The organism is Bacillus cereus group sp. N8 (genome assembly GCF_016483685.1).
GTDB classification, from domain to species: Bacteria; Bacillota; Bacilli; order Bacillales; family Bacillaceae_G; genus Bacillus_A; species Bacillus_A proteolyticus.
Genome location: NZ_JAEHBK010000023.1, coordinates 17,582 through 36,461, shown reverse-complemented (window position 1 = coordinate 36,461; position 18,880 = coordinate 17,582). Strand labels below are relative to the sequence as shown.

Below are 18,880 nucleotides of genomic sequence, written 5' to 3'. Positions count from 1 at the left end.
TCGTCAAATCTTATAAATTCCTTTTGTATATTATATTCATGTTAGGTTAACATAATGTCTCATTATCGGTAGCAAAAAAAAGGCGAATCCCTACTTTCAAAAGGAATTCGCCTTTTTCTTTTTCTATAACTCTATTCATCTTTTTATAAATTCCTATCCTGGCGTGGTTTCAAGGTTCTTGTTTGTTACTGAATGAGTCGAAAAACTGTATGAAATCTTGCATACTCTTAGCGTGGTTATTTTCCAAAATGCTGGCGGTATCCCATTTATAGGTTATGAGGAATGGTTTTTTTGTACTATTATCTATTCTTGAATATATTTTATTCTTTGAATTTATCAGGTTTTTCAACTCTAAATGATTTCACCTCACCGCACTCTAAACAAAATGTTGTTAACAGTTTAGAACGCTTTCCCCCTGAAAAGAACCTACTAGGTTCATCGTCCAAACATACGCATGATAAGCACTTCCAACTCGTCCCTCTTTAAAGTTAGTAGAACCACAATTCTCGCATCTTTTATTTTTCATGTTATTTATTCCTCTTTTGGTTCGTATTTATTTTGATGTGTTTTTACAATAGAAGCAAGGCAAATTGGTTATAAATGATGTTTTCGACATGATACAACATACCCCTTTATATATCCCAAAGTAAAACAACATAATACTCCTATAATTCTCTATAACAATATGGTTTTTTATATATCATTTAATGCGTATCGGAAAAATAAGTATTAAATGATTGATTTTTATTATTCTGATGATTATAATAAATAAAAATCAAACAATTCTTATGTTGAGAAGTGGAGGGACGGGCCCTATGAAACTTCGGCAACCTCGTTTTAGACGAAAGGTGCCAAATCCTGCAGGTGAAGAAACACCTGAAAGATAAGAGCGGTTCACTTAGTCAAGAAGGCTACTCTTATTTCGATAAGAGTAGCTTTTTTTATGGCTAAAAGGTAGAGGGGGAATATGTAGTGGAGTATGGTTTTTGGTTACCGATTTTTGGGGGATGGCTTCGAAATGTAGATGATGAATCTATGCCGCCTACGTTTGAGTATGCAAAACAAACAGCGCAAGCGGCAGAACAATTAGGTTTTTCAACAACTCTTATTGCAGAATTAAACTTAAATGATATAAAAGGTGTTTCAGCACCAAGTTTAGAAGCATGGACAACTGCGGCAGCACTTGCTGCAGTAACGGATCGATTAGAGATTATGACAGCTGTAAGACCTGGCTTCCATAATCCAGCAGTTACAGCGAAAATGGCAGCGAATATCGATCAATTAAGTAATGGTCGTTTTACATTAAATGTGGTTTCAGCATGGTGGGAAGAAGAAGCGAGACAGTATGGTGGGGTATTTACCGCACATGATGAAAGGTATAATCGCACAGAGGAATTTGTAACAGTTTTGAAGGAGCTTTGGAAAGAAGAAGCGTTTTCTTATAAAGGGAACTTTTATGAGCTTCATAATACACATTTAAGTCCAAAACCTGTGCAGAAACAAGGAATTAAGATCTATGCAGGTGGTGAGAGTGAGCGAGGAAAAGAGGTAATTGTAAACCACGCGGATGCATATGTGATGCATGGAGGAACAGTGGAAGAGGTGTCTGTGAAAATAGAAGATATGAAGAATCGTAGAAAGAAAGTAACAGAGGAGCCATTGCAGTCATTCGGACTCGCGGCTTACGTCATTTGTCGTGATACAGAAGAAGAGGCATTAGAAGAATGGAGACGCATAACGGACGTGAAAGATGATGCTTTAGGTTATGCGGGTTACCAAGATTTTATTAGTAAATCGCATTTGGAACAGCAAGTGAAGCTAAATGATTATTCTGTATCCAATCGTGGGTTACGTCCTAATCTAATCGGAACACCAGCACAAATTGCAGAAAGGATACTCGCTTTTGAAAAAGTAGGTGTTACGTTATTACTTTTACAATTTTCTCCACAGCTTGAAGAGATGAAACGATTTTCTGAAAAAGTGATGCCATTAGTTGAGTTGAAAAGAAAGGAATTGATTACAAATGAGTAAAATTTACATATTACATGAGAATAAGGAATGGACGGATCATTTGGTGAAAAGGTTGGAAGAACTGGAGTTACCGTATGAGGAATGGTTTTTAGATGAGGGAACACTTTCGTTAGAAAAAGAACCTCCCCAAGGTGTTTTTTATAGCCGCATGAGTGCTTCTTCACATACGAGAGGGCATCGATATGCACCTGAGTTGACTGAAGGAGTCCTTGCTTGGTTAGAGGGATACGGGCGAACAGTATTTAATGGATCTCGTGCATTACGTCTTGAAGTAAGTAAATTGAATCAATATGCAGCATTAAGAAATTTTGGCATACAAGTGCCGAAAACGATTGGTGCTGTTGGCCGTGATAATATAGTAAAAGCAGCAAAGGAGTTAGGGGAAGTACCGCTCATTACAAAGCATAACCGTGCAGGTAAAGGCCTTGGTGTTCAACTTTTTCATTCTATTGATGCTTTAGAACAATATTTGGATGGTCCGACGTTTGAAGAACCTATTGATGGAATTACTTTAATACAGCAGTATATTGAAGCGCCAGAACCATATATTACACGTTGTGAGTTTGTAGGTGGTCAGTTTGTATATGCAGTTAAAGTAGATACATCAGAAGGATTTGAGCTTTGTCCAGCAGATGCGTGCTCTATTCATGATGCTTTTTGCCCAGTAGGAGAAGAGAATAAGAAAGAGTCGTCAACAAAATTTGAAATTATATCGGACTTCCAAGAGCCAATCATTGAACACTACAAAGAATTTTTGAAAGAAAATGAAATTACCGTTGCTGGTATTGAATTTATTCGCAGTTCGGATGGAACAATTTATACGTATGATATTAATACAAACACAAACTATAATTCTGACGCAGAGTCTGTAGCTAATCAATTTGGTATGTTTGAGCTTGCTAAATTCCTTGGAATAGAATTAGAAAAACAAGTAGAGTCAGTTAAATAATGTTGATTAAAAAATAAGGTTCTGGTGCAAACCTTTGCTAAATTAATAGTATCAGTATGTCCAAGTTTAAGAGAGTACTTACAAGGCTTTTAGAGTTTTTGCACCAGCAAGAAAAGTATCAGTTTATATTAAAAAACAGCCCAAGTTCGAATAAGAAATTTGGGCTGTTTGTATGTTGTATTTTCTTTCCTAGCACTACTCCATCGAATCAAGATAAAAGAACGAGTGATTCCATTGTATGGTTATGTGCAAAACATAAACTAGTAGAAGTTTTGTATTTTTTTTATCCTACGTATCCCACCCTGCACGAAAAAATATTTCTCAACATTTTATTTGTTGAAAAAGATTGAATATTCTCTATAAAGAGAATATTATGTTTCTATCGGCAAAAAAAACGATAATTCGCAGACACTGGGGAGGAAATGCATTGAAAAAGAATAAGAAGTTAAAACCGTTATCAGTTTTAGCAACAGCGGCAGTACTAAGTAGTAGTTTTGCTTTTGGAAGTCATGCAGCTTATGCTGAGACACCGACAACATCATCTCTACCAATAGATGAGCATTTAATACCGGAGGAGCGTTTGGCAGAAGCGCTAAAACAACGAGGCGTAATTGATCAATCTGCATCACAAGCTGAGACGTCAAAGGCTGTCGAAAAATATGTTGAGAAAAAGAAAGGGGAAAACCCTGGGAAAGAAGTCTTGACAGGAGATAGTCTTACGCAAGAAGCTTCTGATTTTATGAAAAAAGTAAAAGATTCAAAAATGAAGGAAAATGAACAGGCGCAGCAGCCAGCAGTAGGGCCAGTAGCTGGACAAGGTGCAGCATTGAATTCTAGTAAATTAAATGGAAAAGTCCCTACTGCACCAGCGAAGCAAGAAGAGTACAATGGTGCTGTTCGAAAAGATAAAGTACTTGTTTTACTCGTAGAATTTAGCGATTTTAAGCATAACAATATTGATCAAGAGCCAGGATACATGTATTCTAAGGACTTTAATCGTGAACATTATCAAAAAATGTTATTTGGTGATGAACCATTTACTCTATTTGATGGATCGAAGATTAATACATTTAAACAATATTATGAAGAACAATCTGGTGGTAGCTACACAGTTGATGGTACTGTAACGGAATGGCTTACTGTTCCAGGAAAAGCTTCAGATTATGGTGCGGATGCGGGAACTGGACATGATAACAAAGGTCCTTTAGGGCCACGTGATCTTGTGAAAGAAGCATTAAAAGCAGCGGTAGCAAAAGGAATCAATTTAGCAGACTATGATCAATTTGATCAATACGATCAAAATGGTGATGGAAATAAAAACGAGCCAGATGGTATTATTGATCATTTAATGGTTGTACATGCGGGCGTTGGTCAAGAAGCTGGCGGCGGTAAGTTGAAAGATGATGCGATTTGGTCTCATCGTTCAAAACTTGGATCAAAACCATATGCGATTGATGGCACAAAATCTTCTGTTTCGAATTGGGGCGGAAAGATGGCTGCATACGATTATACAATCGAGCCTGAAGATGGAGCGGTTGGTGTGTTTGCGCATGAGTATGGTCATGATTTAGGCTTACCAGATGAGTATGATACGAAGTACTCAGGACAAGGTGAACCTGTTGAGTCATGGTCTATTATGAGCGGCGGCAGCTGGGCTGGAAAAATTGCAGGAACAGAGCCAACAAGTTTCTCACCACAAAATAAAGAGTTTTTCCAAAAGAATATGAAGGGCAACTGGGCGAATATCGTTGAGGTAGATTACGATAAACTTCGCACGGGAGTCGGTGTTGCAACATATTTAGATCAAAGTGTTACAAAATCAAAACGACCAGGAATCGTTCGTGTTAACTTGCCAGACAAAGATATTAAAAATATCGAATCGGCATTTGGTAAGAAGTTTTATTACAGTACAAAAGGAAATGACATTCATACAACACTTGAAACACCAGTATTTGACTTAACAAATGCAAAGGATGCTAAGTTCGATTATAAGGCATTCTACGAACTTGAAGCGAAGTATGATTTCCTTGACGTATATGCGATTGCAGAAGATGGAACGAAGGTACGTATTGATAGAATGGGCGAAAAAGATGTAAAAGGCGGCGTGGATACAACTGATGGTAAGTGGGTTGATAAATCATACGATTTAAGCCAATTTAAAGGGAAAAAAGTAAAACTACAATTTGAGTATTTAACAGATATTGCAGTAGCTTATAAAGGATTTGCGTTAGATAATGCTGCATTAACTGTAGATGGAAAAGTTATTTTCTCAGATGATGCAGAAGGCCAGCCAGCAATGACGTTAAAAGGATTTACTGTATCTAACGGATTTGAACAGAAAAAAAATAACTACTATGTAGAGTGGAGAAATTACGCTGGTTCTGACACGGCGTTACAACATGCGCGTGGTCCAGTGTTTAATACAGGAATGGTTGTATGGTATGCGGATCAAAGCTTTACAGATAACTGGGTAGGCGTTCATCCAGGTGAAGGATTCTTAGGAGTAGTAGATTCTCATCCAGAGGCAATCGTAGGTACATTAAATGGACAACCGACTGTGAAGAGCAGTACGCGTTATCAAATTGCTGATGCGGCATTCTCATTTGATCAAACGCCAGCATGGAGAGTAGATTCGCCAACTCGCGGTATCTTTGACTATAAAGGATTACCAGGCGTTGCAAAATTTGATGACTCTAAGCAGTACATCAACAGCGTTATTCCAGATGCAGGACGTAAGTTGCCGAAGCTAGGATTGAAGTTTGAAGTAGTAGGTCAAGCTGAAGACAAGTCTGCAGGTGCAGTTTGGATTCATCGATAGAATAAGGTGAAACTAAGAGGAGCTGTCTTATAAGTCGGTGAAACCGAATTATGGACAGCTCTCTTTTTATTGTGGAAACGGGGCAGTTTAGTTTAGGAACCAGTTTGTTGGAAAGAAAGATATAAAATTCATTTTCAATAAAAACGAAAAAGTTATGTTGCAAAAAGGAATAGGCCTATTAATTATATGAAGAAAGGCATGTATTGTGTTATTAGACAAAAATACTTGATACACGAATGTTACCGTCACTCGCTTTCCTCATTATTATAAGCTAATAGTGGTTCGTACATCATTATAGCGTGATTCTCCGTTACATATTGGTCTTCTATAAACTGTTTCTGTTGATTATATACTCTACGTTGAATAACATTATGTCGTATATAACCACCCCAGTATGCAGATTGGATTGAGTGTTCTTTTTCATAAACTTCATATTGATAAAGCTGCGGATAGGCAACTCTCCATTCACCGACTAAATGTTTATCTGTGATATAAAGGTGAAGTTGATACGATTGGTCCGTTTCATTTTTGATTTGTAAATCTAAATAGTTATAAGAACAAGTTGCTCCGCTTCCAAATGGTTGAGTACGCTTGGAATCAGGAAAGACATCAAAACTATGACGATATCGCTCTGTTACTGTCAATGGTGTATGTAAGGTCATCCAATATATTAAATTTGAAAGCTGACAAAGTCCTCCTCCAATGCCTGCTCGAAAAGATCCATAGTGCAGTATCATACCTTCTACATACCCTTTTCTCCTCGTAGGCTTACCTATTAAACGCCAGTAAGAGAATGTTTCTCCCGGTCTAATGACGATACCATTTAGTTGTTTAATAGCAAACTTCAAATTAACAACTTTATTTTGTTGATACCACATATCTACATCTTTGAGCTTACGAAGTAGTATCGTTCGGTGCTGAATCGCTGTATAGGGTAACTTTTCTTGTTGAAACGTTTTTGCATATGTTTTTCCGTCTACTAACCACTGAATGTACCTCTTTGTAGAGTAATACCATGTCCCTAGTAGAATGCGATACTTAGACCGCTGTTTAGGACGTAAGTTCACTAAATTCATTTTATTTCCTCTCTCCATCAATAAGTTGTACTTTTTTTAGCTGCATAATAATTAACATAGATAGATAAAAGACGCAAAAGAACAGGATAATTAATCTAATGGGGACTTTATTTTTTCCATTTTCAAATTGCTTATAGTGATGTGAAAATCCGCTTCAATACGATAAATTCAAATAACACATTATAAATATAAAGGACAATCTTTAAAAAAAAATAATGAAAATTAAAGAAATTCTAAAGTATTAATATGTTTTTACTAAATATGGATTGATAATAAGTTGTTTTTTGAGACTTTACTAGGTTCTGTTGCAATGCTTCTTAGTAAATAAAAAGTTAAGTTAATTACAATGAAAGATTATGCAACTCTTAGTAATTGCTGTAATTCATTGTACGTCGAAAAACCGCAGTCTAGTCCCTGACTGCGGTTTCGTTTATATAGAGATAGAGTCAAAATTCTATACTTTCGGAATTTTTCACACAAGCAAACCATTGACCTATTATCTCGTTATGATGCTCAATAATTTGAGACGCCGATAATAATGTAGAGTTATATGTACTATGTCCATTCTTTACAAGAGTAACGTCATATCCTAAGCTGTATGCACGCCGGCATGTTGCATCTATGCAAATTTCAGATTGAATTCCTGCTATAACAACTCGTTTTATATTTCTCATTTCTAGCTCTTGTTGAAGACTCGTTTTATGAAAAGAATCCGGATGATTCTTTTCAAGAACGACATCTCCTGTTGCTGGAGCAATTGATTTATGAATTTCCCATCCAGGTGTCCCTTGACTAAGTAAGGAACCAGACTTCCCGTTAAACTTCATATAAAAAATAGGGGCTGAAGCAGAACGGGATTTAGAAATCAATAATTGAATAACTCTTAATAATTCCGTTCTATTATATAGGACTTTTCTCTCTTCGAATGAACCTACCTGTACATCAATAATAAGGAATGCTGTACAGCTTTTCATCATAAATACCCTCCTAATACTTGGTTCAAAAATACAAAAGTGAAATATATGCAAACTACAATGCTATGCGTATTTAATGTATCCAAAAGTTCTAAAGAATATTGCATGGAGGTATGAAGTGGATGCAAATAATTACAATTAGTAAAAACTGTTTTAAATAAAGGACATGAAATTGGCAATCATACAATGAATTATGTTAAAAGGTATGTTCTCAGGATTCTATTGCGATTTTAATGGGGATAGCATTGTTTTTATAGGCTACATTTTAGCGGAATAAAAGCTCAAAAAGCGATATGTATATTAACAATGTTACATTAGTATTTTTCTTTTTATTTATCCCGCTATTTGCGGGCAGTAAGACTCCCACCTTAAAATGCGGCTGGAGCAAAGAAGTTAGGTGGGAGTGGGGCTGCCCGTAAACGCCCGATTGGTGCGGGCTGATAATCAGTGGGGGATGAACAAAACCCCCATTGATTAAAGTTTCACTTTATATACTCACAAGTAAACTAGCATAATATTAATACGAAAGAATATAGTAATATGAGTTTTTGCATATTTTTAAATTTAATATATCCTCCGAAAAGTTTTAATTGTATAATGTGTTTTGTCATATTCTTTTAGATTTTTCGACAAAAAATAACAAAAATAGAAGACGTATTGGGAGAATGCATTATGTACATAAAACTATTAAAATCAATTACATCATTATCGCTTATTGGTGGTGCTTTATTATATACAAATGGCAGTGATGTGAAAGCTGCTGAAGCGGGCGTTTTTTCTGATGTACCAACATCGCATTGGTCCTATCCTGCGATTAAAGATTTAGCGGGTAAAAATATTATTTCAGGTTATGGAAATGGAAAATTTGGTTTTGGTGATGTTGCGACGAGGGAGCAAGTTGCAGCTTTAATTTATCGTGTGTTAGTACCGAATAAGCAAGGTGGTACGTTTAGTAATGATGGTGCCCGTTATGTATTAAAAGATGGGGCTACTTTAAATAATCCGTATCGTGATATTAGCTCAGGTTCTACAATGTTTCCAGAAGAGGTTTTAACGTTAACGAAATTGGGGATTTTTAAAGGTGATGGAAATGGCGGTTTTAGACCGAAAGATTCTGTTAGCCGCGCAGAAATGGCGCAAATTATTAAAAATGCGTTCCAAGTTTCAGCTAAACAAAAACATACATTTAATGATGTTCCAAATGGATTTTGGGCAGAAAACGCGATTAGTGCGGTGCAGTCAAACGGGATTGCATCTGGTACAGGAGACGGGAAATTTGAACCAGCTAAAACGGTAACGCGTGAACAGTATGCACAGTTTTTATATAATGCATTGAAATATAAAAAGCCTGAAGTTGCGGTGCCAGATACAGGAGATGCTGCATTATTAGCAGCATTTAAAGATGAAGTGCAAAAGCGTATTAATGCGTACGAAACGAATATTACACTTCCATATAAAACGAAAAATAGTAATCAGGAAGAAGTAATGAAGACACTTTTTAACGCCTATAAAGAAGTTGCAAGTAAAAATGAGTATACCAATTATAATAGATCGAATGTTTCATATGGAATTTCTGGATCATCTGGAAATTATACGTTTACGTTAAAGATTACATATCGTGAAACGAAAGAACAAACGGAATATGTAATGAAGCAAGCGAAGGCAATCGTTTCTTCTATTACTCAAGTTGGAATGGATGATCACGAAAAAGTGAAGGCGATTCATGATTATGTAGTAAAGCATGTTTCTTACGATATGTCTTATAAGGCTTACACAGCATATGAGGCACTCGCGAATCGTTCTGCCGTTTGCCAAGGTTACACACTATTAACCTATCAATTATTAAAAGAAGCTGGAATTGAGAATCATTTTGTAGTAGGAACTGGAGACGGTCAGCCTCATGCTTGGAATTTAGTGAAAATCGATAGTAAGTGGTACCATCTTGATACAACATTTGATGATCCAGTGCCAGATGTACAAGGCCGCGTAACGTATTCATATTTCAACTTATCAGATGAGCAAATTGCGAAGAATCATGTGTGGAACCGAGGGGATTATCCGCAAGCTACTACAAATTATTATGATACACTGACGAGTAAAATTGTAGGGGGAAACTCTAAATCAGCTGTGTACCAACAAATGTTGAAAGATACAAAGTTAAGTTATTTAGGGAATGAATACATCGCAAATAGCTATAATGAATTAAAAAGTAAAATGCAGCAGCGCTATAGTGCAAAGCCAGAGAAGATTGAGGTTCTTTATAAGCAATCAATGGATGGTTCACTACAAGATGTGAAAAAGGCGATTGGAGAAATCGGTTATCCACAAGGATCAAACCGTGTTTCGTATAAAGCAGAGCCGTATAATGCAAAAGAAGGGTATTCTTTGGTGACGATTACGTTTATGTATTAAAAAAACCTAGATCCTATGGGGTCTAGGTTTTTTTTTATACCTTAATTTGACATATACAGTCTAACTGTATAAAATAAAACTATACAGTTGAACTATATAGTTTGGCTATATATTTATCGTTACATTGGAGGTCTTTATGAATAGAGATAAAAATTTACCATTAACGGAAACAACGTATTACGTTCTTTTAGCTTTATTAGAGCCAGCTCATGGATATTTAATTATGCAAAAGGTGGAGGAACTTAGTAATCATCAAGTGAAAATCGCGGCGGGTACATTATATGGTGCGATTGAAAATTTATTAAAACAAGGGTTAATAGAGTCGGTAAAAAGTGAAGATAAACGAAGAAAAGTGTATGTCATTACTGAACGCGGGAAAGAAGTATTGCATTTAGACTTTATGAGAATGCAGCATATTATTGGGGTTACAAAAAGCTTATTAAATGTATAGTTAGGGGGAAGCGATGATGTGGAGATTGAAATTCTTTTTAGACTTTGAGAAAGAGGAAAAATGGTTAGAAGAGATGGCTTGGAAAGGCTATCAATTAAAAAGTAATACATTCGGTTATAAATTTAGAATCGCAGAACCGGAAGATGCGACAATTAAAATAGATCATAGAATATTTAATAGAAGAAAAGATTTTATTAATTACTGTACATTATTTGAAGATAGTGGCTGGAAGCATATAGCCGGTAATTGGTGGTCGGGCACGCAATATTTTAAAAAGGTAGATGAGGAAAGTGAAGATGACATTTTTTCAGATCAAATGTCACGAGCAGGGAAGTACAAGCGTCTATCTAAAACATTTTTAGAATTGGCGATATGTTATTTGCCGCTGTTAATCCTATTTATGTTTAATAATACAATTGATCTAGGAGCGATTTTAAATCCGAAAGACTTATACTATACACCAGGATTATGGGATATGCACGGTGCAGCATTTTTAGGATCATTCTTATTTGAAACACCATTTGCATTAATGAGGGGCATTTCATGGTTGTTTATCCCAGCTGCGATTGGTATGTTTTTCTTTTTCTCATATAAAGCAAATAGGTTGTATGAAGAGAGAAAATACTAGGAGGACCCCCTTAAAGCTGATGCTTTGAGGGGGATTTTTTTGAATTTGTAAATGCTATACTTGGTTGTAATTAATATTAATTCCTTTTGTTGGTGTTTGAATGTGATATCATTTTGATAATAATATTCCTTAGGAGGATGATTAACATTAATATACTTTTAGGTATTATTGGAGCAATTGCTTTACTTGCTTTTATTATCCATCCAGGCGTTCCAGACAAACGTGCTCCTCTAAAAAATAAACTTGCAGTAATCCTTCCATTGATTGTTATATCCGGTTTAATTTCCTTGTATATAATTAAAACAAGTACTTATCAAGTAACGTTAAGGTAGGTAGAGAAGTATATATATCTACTTTTTACCTATATGTAGTTTAGCAAAGAACCTCACCAGAACTTCCGCTGCGGCTTCTCCTTCACGATAATCACTTACTAATTCCTTTGGCTTAATATGTAAGATATACAGTATAAATTATATTGATATGTTACGCCGTTCAAAAAATCTGCTTTATAGAGCGTGCCCCATGCTCATCAACTTAAAAATTTAGAGTTACTCCAAAACGAAAAAATGAACTTTTTTATTACCCCTCGACAAAATATAACAATATACAAATAAATTGTTTGCTACTATGAGATGAGAAATCTTACATTTTAAAAAACTATTTAAAATAATTAATACAGATAGGCGGGGAAAAATGAAACGAAAGTTACTTACGGCGTTAACATGCGGCACATTGCTTATGGGAATGGCTGCTTGTAGCTCAAATGAGAAGACTACAACTGAATCAGAACCTAAACAAGAAGAAAAAGTTCAGGAAAAACCGAAAGTTCAAACCATTCAAAAGCAACCAAAAGATAGTTATGTAGTAAGTGAAGATGAATTATCTAAAGTGGCACAGTCGATTGGGGAAATCCAAAACGAACAAACTATAAATGACATGATGATACATATGTCTTTACAAAAACTCACATTCAATGGGAATAATCTTCATGTTCCTGGTACCCGTGATGTAGGGCGATTTCAAATGACCAAAGAAAACATTCAATACTTAAAAAACAACTTAAATGTTATCAATAATGATGAAAGACAAAAATATGAATCTATTCTGAACAAATGGTACGATGAAAATTTCGAATCTGCAGTGGAAGACTATATAGAAATTCAGTATTTACGTTCTGGAAAAAAGCAAAGTGTGGAGGGATCTAGACTAGCTAAAAAAACTGATAGTGATGAAAAAGAATTTATTCTCCATTTCTTTGGTCAAGTAGGATTAGATATTCATAATAAAGAGTGGAAACATGGAGATTTATAGAAATAAAACTGAATTTCACTCCACTAGGAAATACAATGTTTTTACTCTGCAATACGGTATTTCCTTCGGGGGTAGTGTCATATCGGCCTAGCATGTGGTTTTATCCCTAATTAATAGCTTATTCTCTTCTATATAATTTTTTTAAATATAGATTTTATTGCAAATAAAGAAGCTGAATTTTGTTTAATACTATTTTTTACGGAACAAAATAATGGTCTTGAATACAGTTCCATTGGGGGTTGTTTATAATGAGATTCAATAAATACACAGTAATGCTTATTTTTCTAGCCATTGGCTCAAATTTCGCATTATCTATGTGGCTCAAGCAAGGACTTTTAGGTGTCATCGCCGCTATTGTCCTCTTGTTAATCGCCGTATGGATTACAAAAAGACCTAATACAGACGACCGGCATAAATAAACTATTGTATTTCTCAATGAACAAAACAACTTAACATGGTAAAATAATATTTGGATGGGAGTCCAATATATATTATTAAAATTAAGATTAAGATGGTTCAAGTCGGAGAAAGGCACCTTAGGGTGTCTTTTCTTTTTTCTAAATGAGAGTTTTGGCTTAAAGAAGATAAATTTTCAATGGATTATTGCCATGAATATATTGATAAAGTTCATCAATATATTTGTAGAAAGGAGGAATTCCAATGAAGAGAGATGATAATAAGATTGGTCACTTTACATCTGAAAAAGGAAAGGAAGACTTTCAAATTGCCTACGATGAATCAATGGCACTTCTTCCAAAACCTAACGATACGAAAGATATAAAAACTAAATACGGCACAATTCGTGCTTATTACTTTACTAAAGAGGAAAACAAACATAAGGAGCCAATACTCTTACTCCCTGGACGTGGTGCATCTACTCCAATGTGGGTACCCAATTTAGAAGGGCTAAGGGAGAAAAGGCCTGTTTACACGATAGATTTACTCGGTGAACCTGGAATGAGTGTACAAACGAAGGTGATTGAAAACCAAAAACAACAAGCAGAATGGTTAAATGAAGTAATTGAAGGATTAGGTTTAAAAAAAGTGCATATCGTGGGTGTCTCAATTGGTGGTTGGACAACAATGAATTTGGCCAGATATAATCCAGAGCATATTGCTACGGCTAGTTTATTGGACCCAGTCTTTGTATTTACGCAAATGTCCATAAAGATGATTCTAGCATCTATTCCAGCTTCCGTCCCTATTGTACCTAAGTTTATAAGAGAAAAGATGTTGAGTTATGTTTCTGGAGGAGCAGAAACAAATGATGATGAGCCTATCGCTAAGTTAATCGAGTCGGGTATGCGTAACTATAAACTTAAAACGCCAGCACCTGATCTATTTAGTAAAGAAGACTTAAAAAATATCAATATTCCAATACTTGCATTAATGGCTGAAAAAAGTATAATGCACAATTCAGTAAAAGCAGTTGAAACTGGGAAAAAATACGTTAAAGATATCGATATAGTTAACTGGAAAAATGCATCTCACGCAATCAATGGTGAGTTCTCTAACGAAGTTAATGCTAGGATTCTTGATTTTGTAGAAAAATATTCTAATGACAACTAAGTTGAAAGTGGAAAATATGTTGTAATAACAACTTTATCTCTATATAGCTATTTAGGGGGATTTAGCTCGTTTTTCTATCGGTTATTGGAGTCTGTGTAGTAATGGAATATAAACGAAAATCCCCTTCAAATCCTTTGGAGGGGATTTTCTAAAATACTGGAGCTGCCCTTTATAAAAGTAATTATGAAAAATAATAAATATATCTAATGCATTATTAGATTTTCCTTATATTATAGTATTGAGAATTTTATAAGGAGGTGAAAAAAGAATGGACGAGCATGTACAACCTCAACTTTCGCCACCATGGATCACATATTTTAACGAACTCAGAAATTCAATCGGAGCTGATCCGACTGTAACAGTAGGTCCGCTAATACCGACTGGTGGGAATTTTATTATTTTAGTACAAACTATGGATATTGAAAAAGCATTTGCATTAGCTACACTTCTTAAACCTACAGTGCAATTTGGCAATGTAACTGTAACTATTGTTGTTAGTGTTATTGGGGATGGAATTGTAAATCCAATTCCTTGTCCTTTAGACGCTTTTGAAATTGCACACCTTTTTCAAGTAGCTTTAGAAAACAACTTGTATTTTGAGCAAGTTGTTGTACAGCCACAGTTCCCAGGTGGATCTAATGTTATTTTTCCAGTTTTTGCAGCAAAAGTAATTCAGTTTGTTAATGATGATATTTCCAATCTATGTCAAACGTTCACAGAAGTCGCTGCAAAAGTTTTTCGTGATGTAATGAATGATACTATTTGCGGTATACCAATTTTATTTTCGACAAGTTGTATTACAAGTACTGAAATTAGTGAAGAAACGGTTCAAAATACAGATACAGACCCAAAATTGTTTTATTAATTTATAAAGACATTTTCAATTTAAGAAAATGTCTTTGTTGTTTTTTGAAGTTCGCCCCCTGGTCCGGGTGTAGTAGCTCCTCTTTGAACCATCTCAAGTTTGATAATAGGGGGGCTCGCCACATATCTATCAAGCTGAAGGGGATCTTTTTTTAGCTTTAAAAAAAATCCTTCATCATTTTAACGTCTTTAATATTCACCGTCACACCTTCTACTTTATTTTTCTTCTCATCTTTAGCGATCGTAATTTGTTCCTTATTATCAACCCACACAAGAAACGCTTCTTTTGAGTCATCTTTATACGTAACGGTTATAGTAGAATGTGCAGATGCTCTCTTTTTTTGATCTAGTGTGATTGTTTTCGGTGTTCCGTTTTGGACTGCTGAAGCGATTGATTGTATCATTTCCTCGTTATCTGTTTGAGATTTGGAACTAGTATTACTTGTTGTTTTAAGCATCTCAATGTTTGTAATGTCTGCAGAGTTTAATGGAATGGCATTTTTCGTATTTTCTTGCTTAGTTTTTGGAGTATTATTTGTAGTAGAAGTGCTTGTACAACCTATTAAAGTTAAAGATAGAACACTTAGAGCACATATGTAAGTGAGTTTTTTCATTTTATCTCCTCCTCTAATTCAATTATAACAATATTCTGTTAATTTAGGTAGTTATTGTAAGGGAAAGGTAAAATAATATTTCATCCTTACAAAATTGTCACATTCATGTAAGGTAATTCAATAGATTAGATACTTTTTCCATGTCATAATAAAGACATAAGAAAGCTAATCAAAAAACTATAAGTTATTAGGAGAGTGTCAGTCATGATTGTAACAACAACGTCTGGAATCCAAGGTAAAGAAATTATTGAGTATATTGATATTGTAAATGGTGAAGCTATTATGGGTGCAAATATTGTTCGTGATTTATTTGCTTCAGTTCGTGATGTTGTCGGTGGTCGTGCTGGTTCTTATGAAAGCAAGCTAAAAGAAGCTCGTGATATCGCGATGGATGAAATGAAAGAACTTGCAAGACAAAAAGGTGCGAACGCTATCGTTGGTATTGACGTAGATTATGAAGTTGTTCGTGATGGAATGTTAATGGTTGCTGTAAGTGGTACAGCTGTACGTATATAAGTAAATGAAAAACAGGCTCACCCCTTGAAGTTTATGCTTTGAGGGGATTTTTTTATTTTTCTTTCGTTCATGACTAAAGTTAAAATAGAGAAGGGCTGATGTACTAACTCGCTTATTTCAAATGTAGTATATTTATATATGTTTAATAAAATTGTTATTTGAGGTAATGAGAGAATTAGTGGTATGAATAACTTTAGAGGCGGTTAAGGGGAATTTCCAATTTGTAATAAAAAACGGAGGTACCGAAAACCTTTAAGAGAGTTTATAGAAATAAACGATTGAGCACTTAAAGAGTTATAGTACATAAAATGTATAATGCATTGGGGGTAGTTACATTATGTTTTGGTTAGGATGCTTTTTAGGATACATTGTAGGTTCCATTATTACTTGTGCACTATTTTACTTTGGTTATAGAGCCGAGGAGAACAAAAAAGCGGATATGCGAAAGAAGGAGGAGAGAAAAATCAATAAAAAAGGTGTATAGGATGCGGAAGGTAAGGTGATAACATTGATGCAAAAATAAAGGACAGTTACATATTTTATATAATTACTATGTACTGTCCTGCTTATTCTTTTGGATTATGAAAAATTGTTTCCTGTCTTGCTATAAATTTCATAAGCAAAAAATCCAAATAAATAGCCTATTCCAGCTCCTAAACCAACTGTAAACAGTGAATAATCCGGGAAAAATATGTCGACAATTATACCGATTAAACACCCCAAAAGCATTCCCATTGGTATTAAACTATCTAATAAAACTTGAGCGTTTTTTGATTTTTTCTTACCTAAGTTACCGTTGTTATATTTATGTTTAAGCCTTCCAATCACATATACTACAATTCCTCCAACTATTACAACAGGTGCAATTGCTGTAAGTAACCACATGTAGAATCTCCTTTCGCTTTTTAAAAGAATTATACCAGATACTTACAATTGTATGCCGCTAAACGTACGGTCTAGTCTATTTAAAAGGTCAATGAAAAGGACTTCTTCAATTGTATTTAATAACTCGTCAAAAACACTTTTCCCTTTGTTTTTTCAGCAGACTGCACAACATCAACCGCAGTTTTCACATCTACTAAGTCATACGTAGAATGTACCGTCATGAAACGTAATTGTTTATCCTCTACTAAACGAATTAAGTGACGAAACGTTTCCTGCCATTTATATGGCGAAACGTCTTTATTCCAATGTCGTAAATGAAATATGTTAGCATGCACTTTTGCTTTCGTGACAATCTCTGCCCAGTTTACTTGTATTCCTGATAGAAGGCCTATAGTTAAAAAGTGTCCATTTGGACGTAAACAAAACGCTAGTTCATTTCCATCCGCTCCTCCAATAGAATCGATCGCAGCATCTGCACCGACTCCATTTGTTAATTCCATAACGGTTTCATGTAGCGGGGTAGTGGAAGTATCTATCACATGATGGGCACCAAGTTGAAGCAATTCCTCTGTATGTTTACTATTTCTTGTCACTGCAATGAGTCGGAAATTTAAAATTTTTGATAACTGAGCAAATAGATGACCAATAGCGGATCCACAAGCATTCACTAATAAAACATCATTACTTTGTAAGTTTAACGTTTCTGTACATGTAACCCACGCTGTAAGGGGATTAATATACATTTGTGCCGCTGTGAAATCATCAATGGAATCATCAATGGAATCAGGTATAGGGACTACAAAGTCAGCTGATGTTGTAACAAATTCTTGCCAAGTACCTTCCCCGCGTAAAGGTAAAACACGTTTACCGATAAGGCCTTTAGAAACGCCCGCACCCACATCTTCTACAATACCAACACCTTCATAACCAGGTATATTAGGTAAAGAAATTCTATGTGCGTACGCTCCGGTTATTGGAATTAAGTCAGATGGATTAATCGGTCTGACTAGCATACGAACGAAAACTTCATTATCTTTTAATGGTTCTATATTTTTATATTCAACTTGTAATACATCTTTTGGGTTACCAAACTTATGAAATTGAATGTGTTTTCCGTGCAAGATAAACGTTCCCCCTTAGTGTGATTGGGTTAATTATAGCATTTTTAGTTTAATTGATTATTTCAGTAGCACTAAATAAAGAAAAGCAGACAGTCGTCGTTTATTCATTTAATAAAATTGTAGAAAATGGTATTGCTGTATATAAAAAATTTAATGAAAAATAGGCTCGCTTTATGTTTTGAGGGGACCTTTATTGTGCAAATATTAAAAAGATATATTAATTATGTAGCATTGTATGGAGTGTTAAATTGATTTCCTAAATAAGTTATTAGGTACATATTAATATAATAAAAAGACGCCCTTGTGAGCGTCTTTTTCCAACTTGAGATAGATGTATCATTATTGTTCTGCTAGGGTATATAATTCTCGTTTGAAGTTTTCTCACACAAATGATCTGTGTATCAATTTGTTTTTGATATACAGATCATTTGTATGATAATTCTTATAGATAATTGCTGAATCATAATCTTACATAAATGCTTTTAAAAGTTCTTGAACCAATGGAATTACTCCACCTACAAATTTTAAAACTGCCATTGCGATTTCCATATGATTGCCTCCTTTTTTAAATAGTAAGTTTGTAATAAATATTTATATCATCATTATAGTGAGCGCTTACATAAACATCAATGCATTTCGATATGCAACATTTCATATTTGT

At 34.9% G+C, this 18,880-nt stretch carries 17 protein-coding genes, 3 pseudogenes and 1 riboswitch; of the genes and pseudogenes, 12 read left to right on the top strand and 8 right to left on the bottom strand.

What is annotated here, in order from left to right:
- Window positions 1–320: 320 nt before the first annotated feature.
- Window positions 321–526: pseudogene (locus tag JDS80_RS23590) on the bottom strand (hypothetical protein).
- 257 nt (window positions 527–783) lie between these two features.
- Window positions 784–890: riboswitch (SAM riboswitch) on the top strand.
- A gap of 82 nt (window positions 891–972) precedes the next feature.
- Between JDS80_RS23590 and JDS80_RS23585 the strand changes: the two are divergent.
- From JDS80_RS23585 to JDS80_RS23575, 3 genes are all read left to right on the top strand, one after another.
- Window positions 973–2,031: an LLM class flavin-dependent oxidoreductase gene (locus tag JDS80_RS23585; protein WP_199640113.1), complete on the top strand. Its 1,059-nt coding sequence runs from the start codon at window positions 973–975 to the stop codon at window positions 2,029–2,031.
- Window positions 2,024–2,980, top strand: coding sequence for an ATP-grasp domain-containing protein (locus JDS80_RS23580; protein ID WP_199640112.1), 957 nt, complete (start codon window positions 2,024–2,026; stop codon window positions 2,978–2,980). Before JDS80_RS23585 ends, JDS80_RS23580 begins: the two co-directional genes overlap by 8 nt.
- A gap of 427 nt (window positions 2,981–3,407) precedes the next feature.
- Entirely contained in the window at window positions 3,408–5,798 is a 2,391-nt protein-coding gene (locus JDS80_RS23575) for an immune inhibitor A domain-containing protein (protein WP_199640111.1), read from the top strand.
- 245 nt (window positions 5,799–6,043) lie between these two features.
- Here JDS80_RS23575 and JDS80_RS23570 read toward each other — a convergent pair whose 3' ends face one another.
- The 3 genes and pseudogenes from JDS80_RS23570 to JDS80_RS23565 all read right to left on the bottom strand — a co-directional run bounded on the left by JDS80_RS23570 (window position 6,044) and on the right by JDS80_RS23565 (window position 7,851).
- The gene (locus JDS80_RS23570; protein ID WP_199640110.1) at window positions 6,044–6,874 is read right to left on the bottom strand and encodes a VanW family protein; all 831 of its coding nucleotides are present in this window, start codon (window positions 6,872–6,874) and stop codon (window positions 6,044–6,046) included.
- Window positions 6,875–7,228: 354 nt separating this feature from the next.
- Window positions 7,229–7,315 (bottom strand): annotated as a pseudogene (locus JDS80_RS32375) (IS6 family transposase); the annotation flags it as partial.
- Window positions 7,316–7,320: 5 nt separating this feature from the next.
- Entirely contained in the window at window positions 7,321–7,851 is a 531-nt protein-coding gene (locus JDS80_RS23565) for a cysteine hydrolase family protein (protein WP_199640109.1), read from the bottom strand.
- 669 nt (window positions 7,852–8,520) lie between these two features.
- On the opposite strand from JDS80_RS23565, the gene JDS80_RS23560 reads away from it, so the two are divergent.
- From JDS80_RS23560 to JDS80_RS23530, 7 genes are all read left to right on the top strand, one after another.
- The gene (locus JDS80_RS23560; protein ID WP_199640108.1) at window positions 8,521–10,260 is read left to right on the top strand and encodes an S-layer homology domain-containing protein; all 1,740 of its coding nucleotides are present in this window, start codon (window positions 8,521–8,523) and stop codon (window positions 10,258–10,260) included.
- Between the two features lie 136 nt (window positions 10,261–10,396).
- Window positions 10,397–10,711: a PadR family transcriptional regulator gene (locus JDS80_RS23555; protein ID WP_199640107.1), complete on the top strand. Its 315-nt coding sequence runs from the start codon at window positions 10,397–10,399 to the stop codon at window positions 10,709–10,711.
- A 16-nt stretch (window positions 10,712–10,727) separates the two neighbouring features.
- On the top strand, window positions 10,728–11,339 hold the full coding sequence (locus JDS80_RS23550) for a DUF2812 domain-containing protein (protein WP_199640106.1): 612 nt from the start codon (window positions 10,728–10,730) through the stop codon (window positions 11,337–11,339).
- A gap of 137 nt (window positions 11,340–11,476) precedes the next feature.
- A complete protein-coding gene (locus tag JDS80_RS23545) occupies window positions 11,477–11,671 on the top strand; it encodes a hypothetical protein (protein ID WP_199640105.1) in 195 nt (64 codons plus the stop codon).
- Window positions 11,672–12,032: 361 nt separating this feature from the next.
- Window positions 12,033–12,650 carry a DUF6241 domain-containing protein gene (locus tag JDS80_RS23540; protein ID WP_199640104.1) on the top strand — a complete coding sequence of 206 codons (618 nt, stop codon included), beginning with the start codon at window positions 12,033–12,035 and terminating at the stop codon, window positions 12,648–12,650.
- 660 nt (window positions 12,651–13,310) lie between these two features.
- Complete coding sequence (locus JDS80_RS23535; RefSeq protein WP_199640103.1) at window positions 13,311–14,219, top strand: alpha/beta fold hydrolase; 909 nt, start codon at window positions 13,311–13,313, stop codon at window positions 14,217–14,219.
- Window positions 14,220–14,487: 268 nt separating this feature from the next.
- Window positions 14,488–15,084 carry a hypothetical protein gene (locus JDS80_RS23530; RefSeq protein WP_199640102.1) on the top strand — a complete coding sequence of 199 codons (597 nt, stop codon included), beginning with the start codon at window positions 14,488–14,490 and terminating at the stop codon, window positions 15,082–15,084.
- A gap of 157 nt (window positions 15,085–15,241) precedes the next feature.
- Here JDS80_RS23530 and JDS80_RS23525 read toward each other — a convergent pair whose 3' ends face one another.
- Window positions 15,242–15,697: a hypothetical protein gene (locus tag JDS80_RS23525; RefSeq protein ID WP_199640101.1), complete on the bottom strand. Its 456-nt coding sequence runs from the start codon at window positions 15,695–15,697 to the stop codon at window positions 15,242–15,244.
- A gap of 204 nt (window positions 15,698–15,901) precedes the next feature.
- On the opposite strand from JDS80_RS23525, the gene JDS80_RS23520 reads away from it, so the two are divergent.
- A complete protein-coding gene (locus tag JDS80_RS23520; protein WP_071747895.1) occupies window positions 15,902–16,213 on the top strand; it encodes a YbjQ family protein in 312 nt (103 codons plus the stop codon).
- A 337-nt stretch (window positions 16,214–16,550) separates the two neighbouring features.
- Window positions 16,551–16,697: a hypothetical protein gene (locus JDS80_RS31275; RefSeq protein WP_206774666.1), complete on the top strand. Its 147-nt coding sequence runs from the start codon at window positions 16,551–16,553 to the stop codon at window positions 16,695–16,697.
- Between the two features lie 95 nt (window positions 16,698–16,792).
- Here JDS80_RS31275 and JDS80_RS23515 read toward each other — a convergent pair whose 3' ends face one another.
- The 3 genes and pseudogenes from JDS80_RS23515 to JDS80_RS32145 form a co-directional block, all read right to left on the bottom strand.
- Entirely contained in the window at window positions 16,793–17,098 is a 306-nt protein-coding gene (locus tag JDS80_RS23515; RefSeq protein WP_199640100.1) for a hypothetical protein, read from the bottom strand.
- Window positions 17,099–17,214: 116 nt separating this feature from the next.
- Window positions 17,215–18,219 carry a zinc-dependent alcohol dehydrogenase family protein gene (locus JDS80_RS23510; RefSeq protein ID WP_199640099.1) on the bottom strand — a complete coding sequence of 335 codons (1,005 nt, stop codon included), beginning with the start codon at window positions 18,217–18,219 and terminating at the stop codon, window positions 17,215–17,217.
- Between the two features lie 468 nt (window positions 18,220–18,687).
- Window positions 18,688–18,874, bottom strand: a pseudogene (locus JDS80_RS32145) (hypothetical protein).
- Window positions 18,875–18,880: the final 6 nt, after the last annotated feature.

What these genes read in the sequence shown, in the direction of transcription:
- JDS80_RS23525 (WP_199640101.1), bottom strand. Translation starts at nt 15,697, where the DNA reads ATGAAAAAACTCACTTACATATGTGCTCTAAGTGTTCTATCTTTAACT.
- JDS80_RS23520 (WP_071747895.1), top strand. Translation starts at nt 15,902, where the DNA reads ATGATTGTAACAACAACGTCTGGAATCCAAGGTAAAGAAATTATTGAG.
- JDS80_RS23530 (WP_199640102.1), top strand. Translation starts at nt 14,488, where the DNA reads ATGGACGAGCATGTACAACCTCAACTTTCGCCACCATGGATCACATAT.
- JDS80_RS23515 (WP_199640100.1), bottom strand. Translation starts at nt 17,098, where the DNA reads ATGTGGTTACTTACAGCAATTGCACCTGTTGTAATAGTTGGAGGAATT.
- JDS80_RS23580 (WP_199640112.1), top strand. Translation starts at nt 2,024, where the DNA reads ATGAGTAAAATTTACATATTACATGAGAATAAGGAATGGACGGATCAT.
- JDS80_RS23545 (WP_199640105.1), top strand. Translation starts at nt 11,477, where the DNA reads ATGATTAACATTAATATACTTTTAGGTATTATTGGAGCAATTGCTTTA.
- JDS80_RS23540 (WP_199640104.1), top strand. Translation starts at nt 12,033, where the DNA reads ATGAAACGAAAGTTACTTACGGCGTTAACATGCGGCACATTGCTTATG.
- JDS80_RS23570 (WP_199640110.1), bottom strand. Translation starts at nt 6,874, where the DNA reads ATGAATTTAGTGAACTTACGTCCTAAACAGCGGTCTAAGTATCGCATT.
- JDS80_RS23555 (WP_199640107.1), top strand. Translation starts at nt 10,397, where the DNA reads ATGAATAGAGATAAAAATTTACCATTAACGGAAACAACGTATTACGTT.
- JDS80_RS23535 (WP_199640103.1), top strand. Translation starts at nt 13,311, where the DNA reads ATGAAGAGAGATGATAATAAGATTGGTCACTTTACATCTGAAAAAGGA.
- JDS80_RS23550 (WP_199640106.1), top strand. Translation starts at nt 10,728, where the DNA reads ATGTGGAGATTGAAATTCTTTTTAGACTTTGAGAAAGAGGAAAAATGG.
- JDS80_RS23560 (WP_199640108.1), top strand. Translation starts at nt 8,521, where the DNA reads ATGTACATAAAACTATTAAAATCAATTACATCATTATCGCTTATTGGT.
- JDS80_RS31275 (WP_206774666.1), top strand. Translation starts at nt 16,551, where the DNA reads ATGTTTTGGTTAGGATGCTTTTTAGGATACATTGTAGGTTCCATTATT.
- JDS80_RS23565 (WP_199640109.1), bottom strand. Translation starts at nt 7,851, where the DNA reads ATGATGAAAAGCTGTACAGCATTCCTTATTATTGATGTACAGGTAGGT.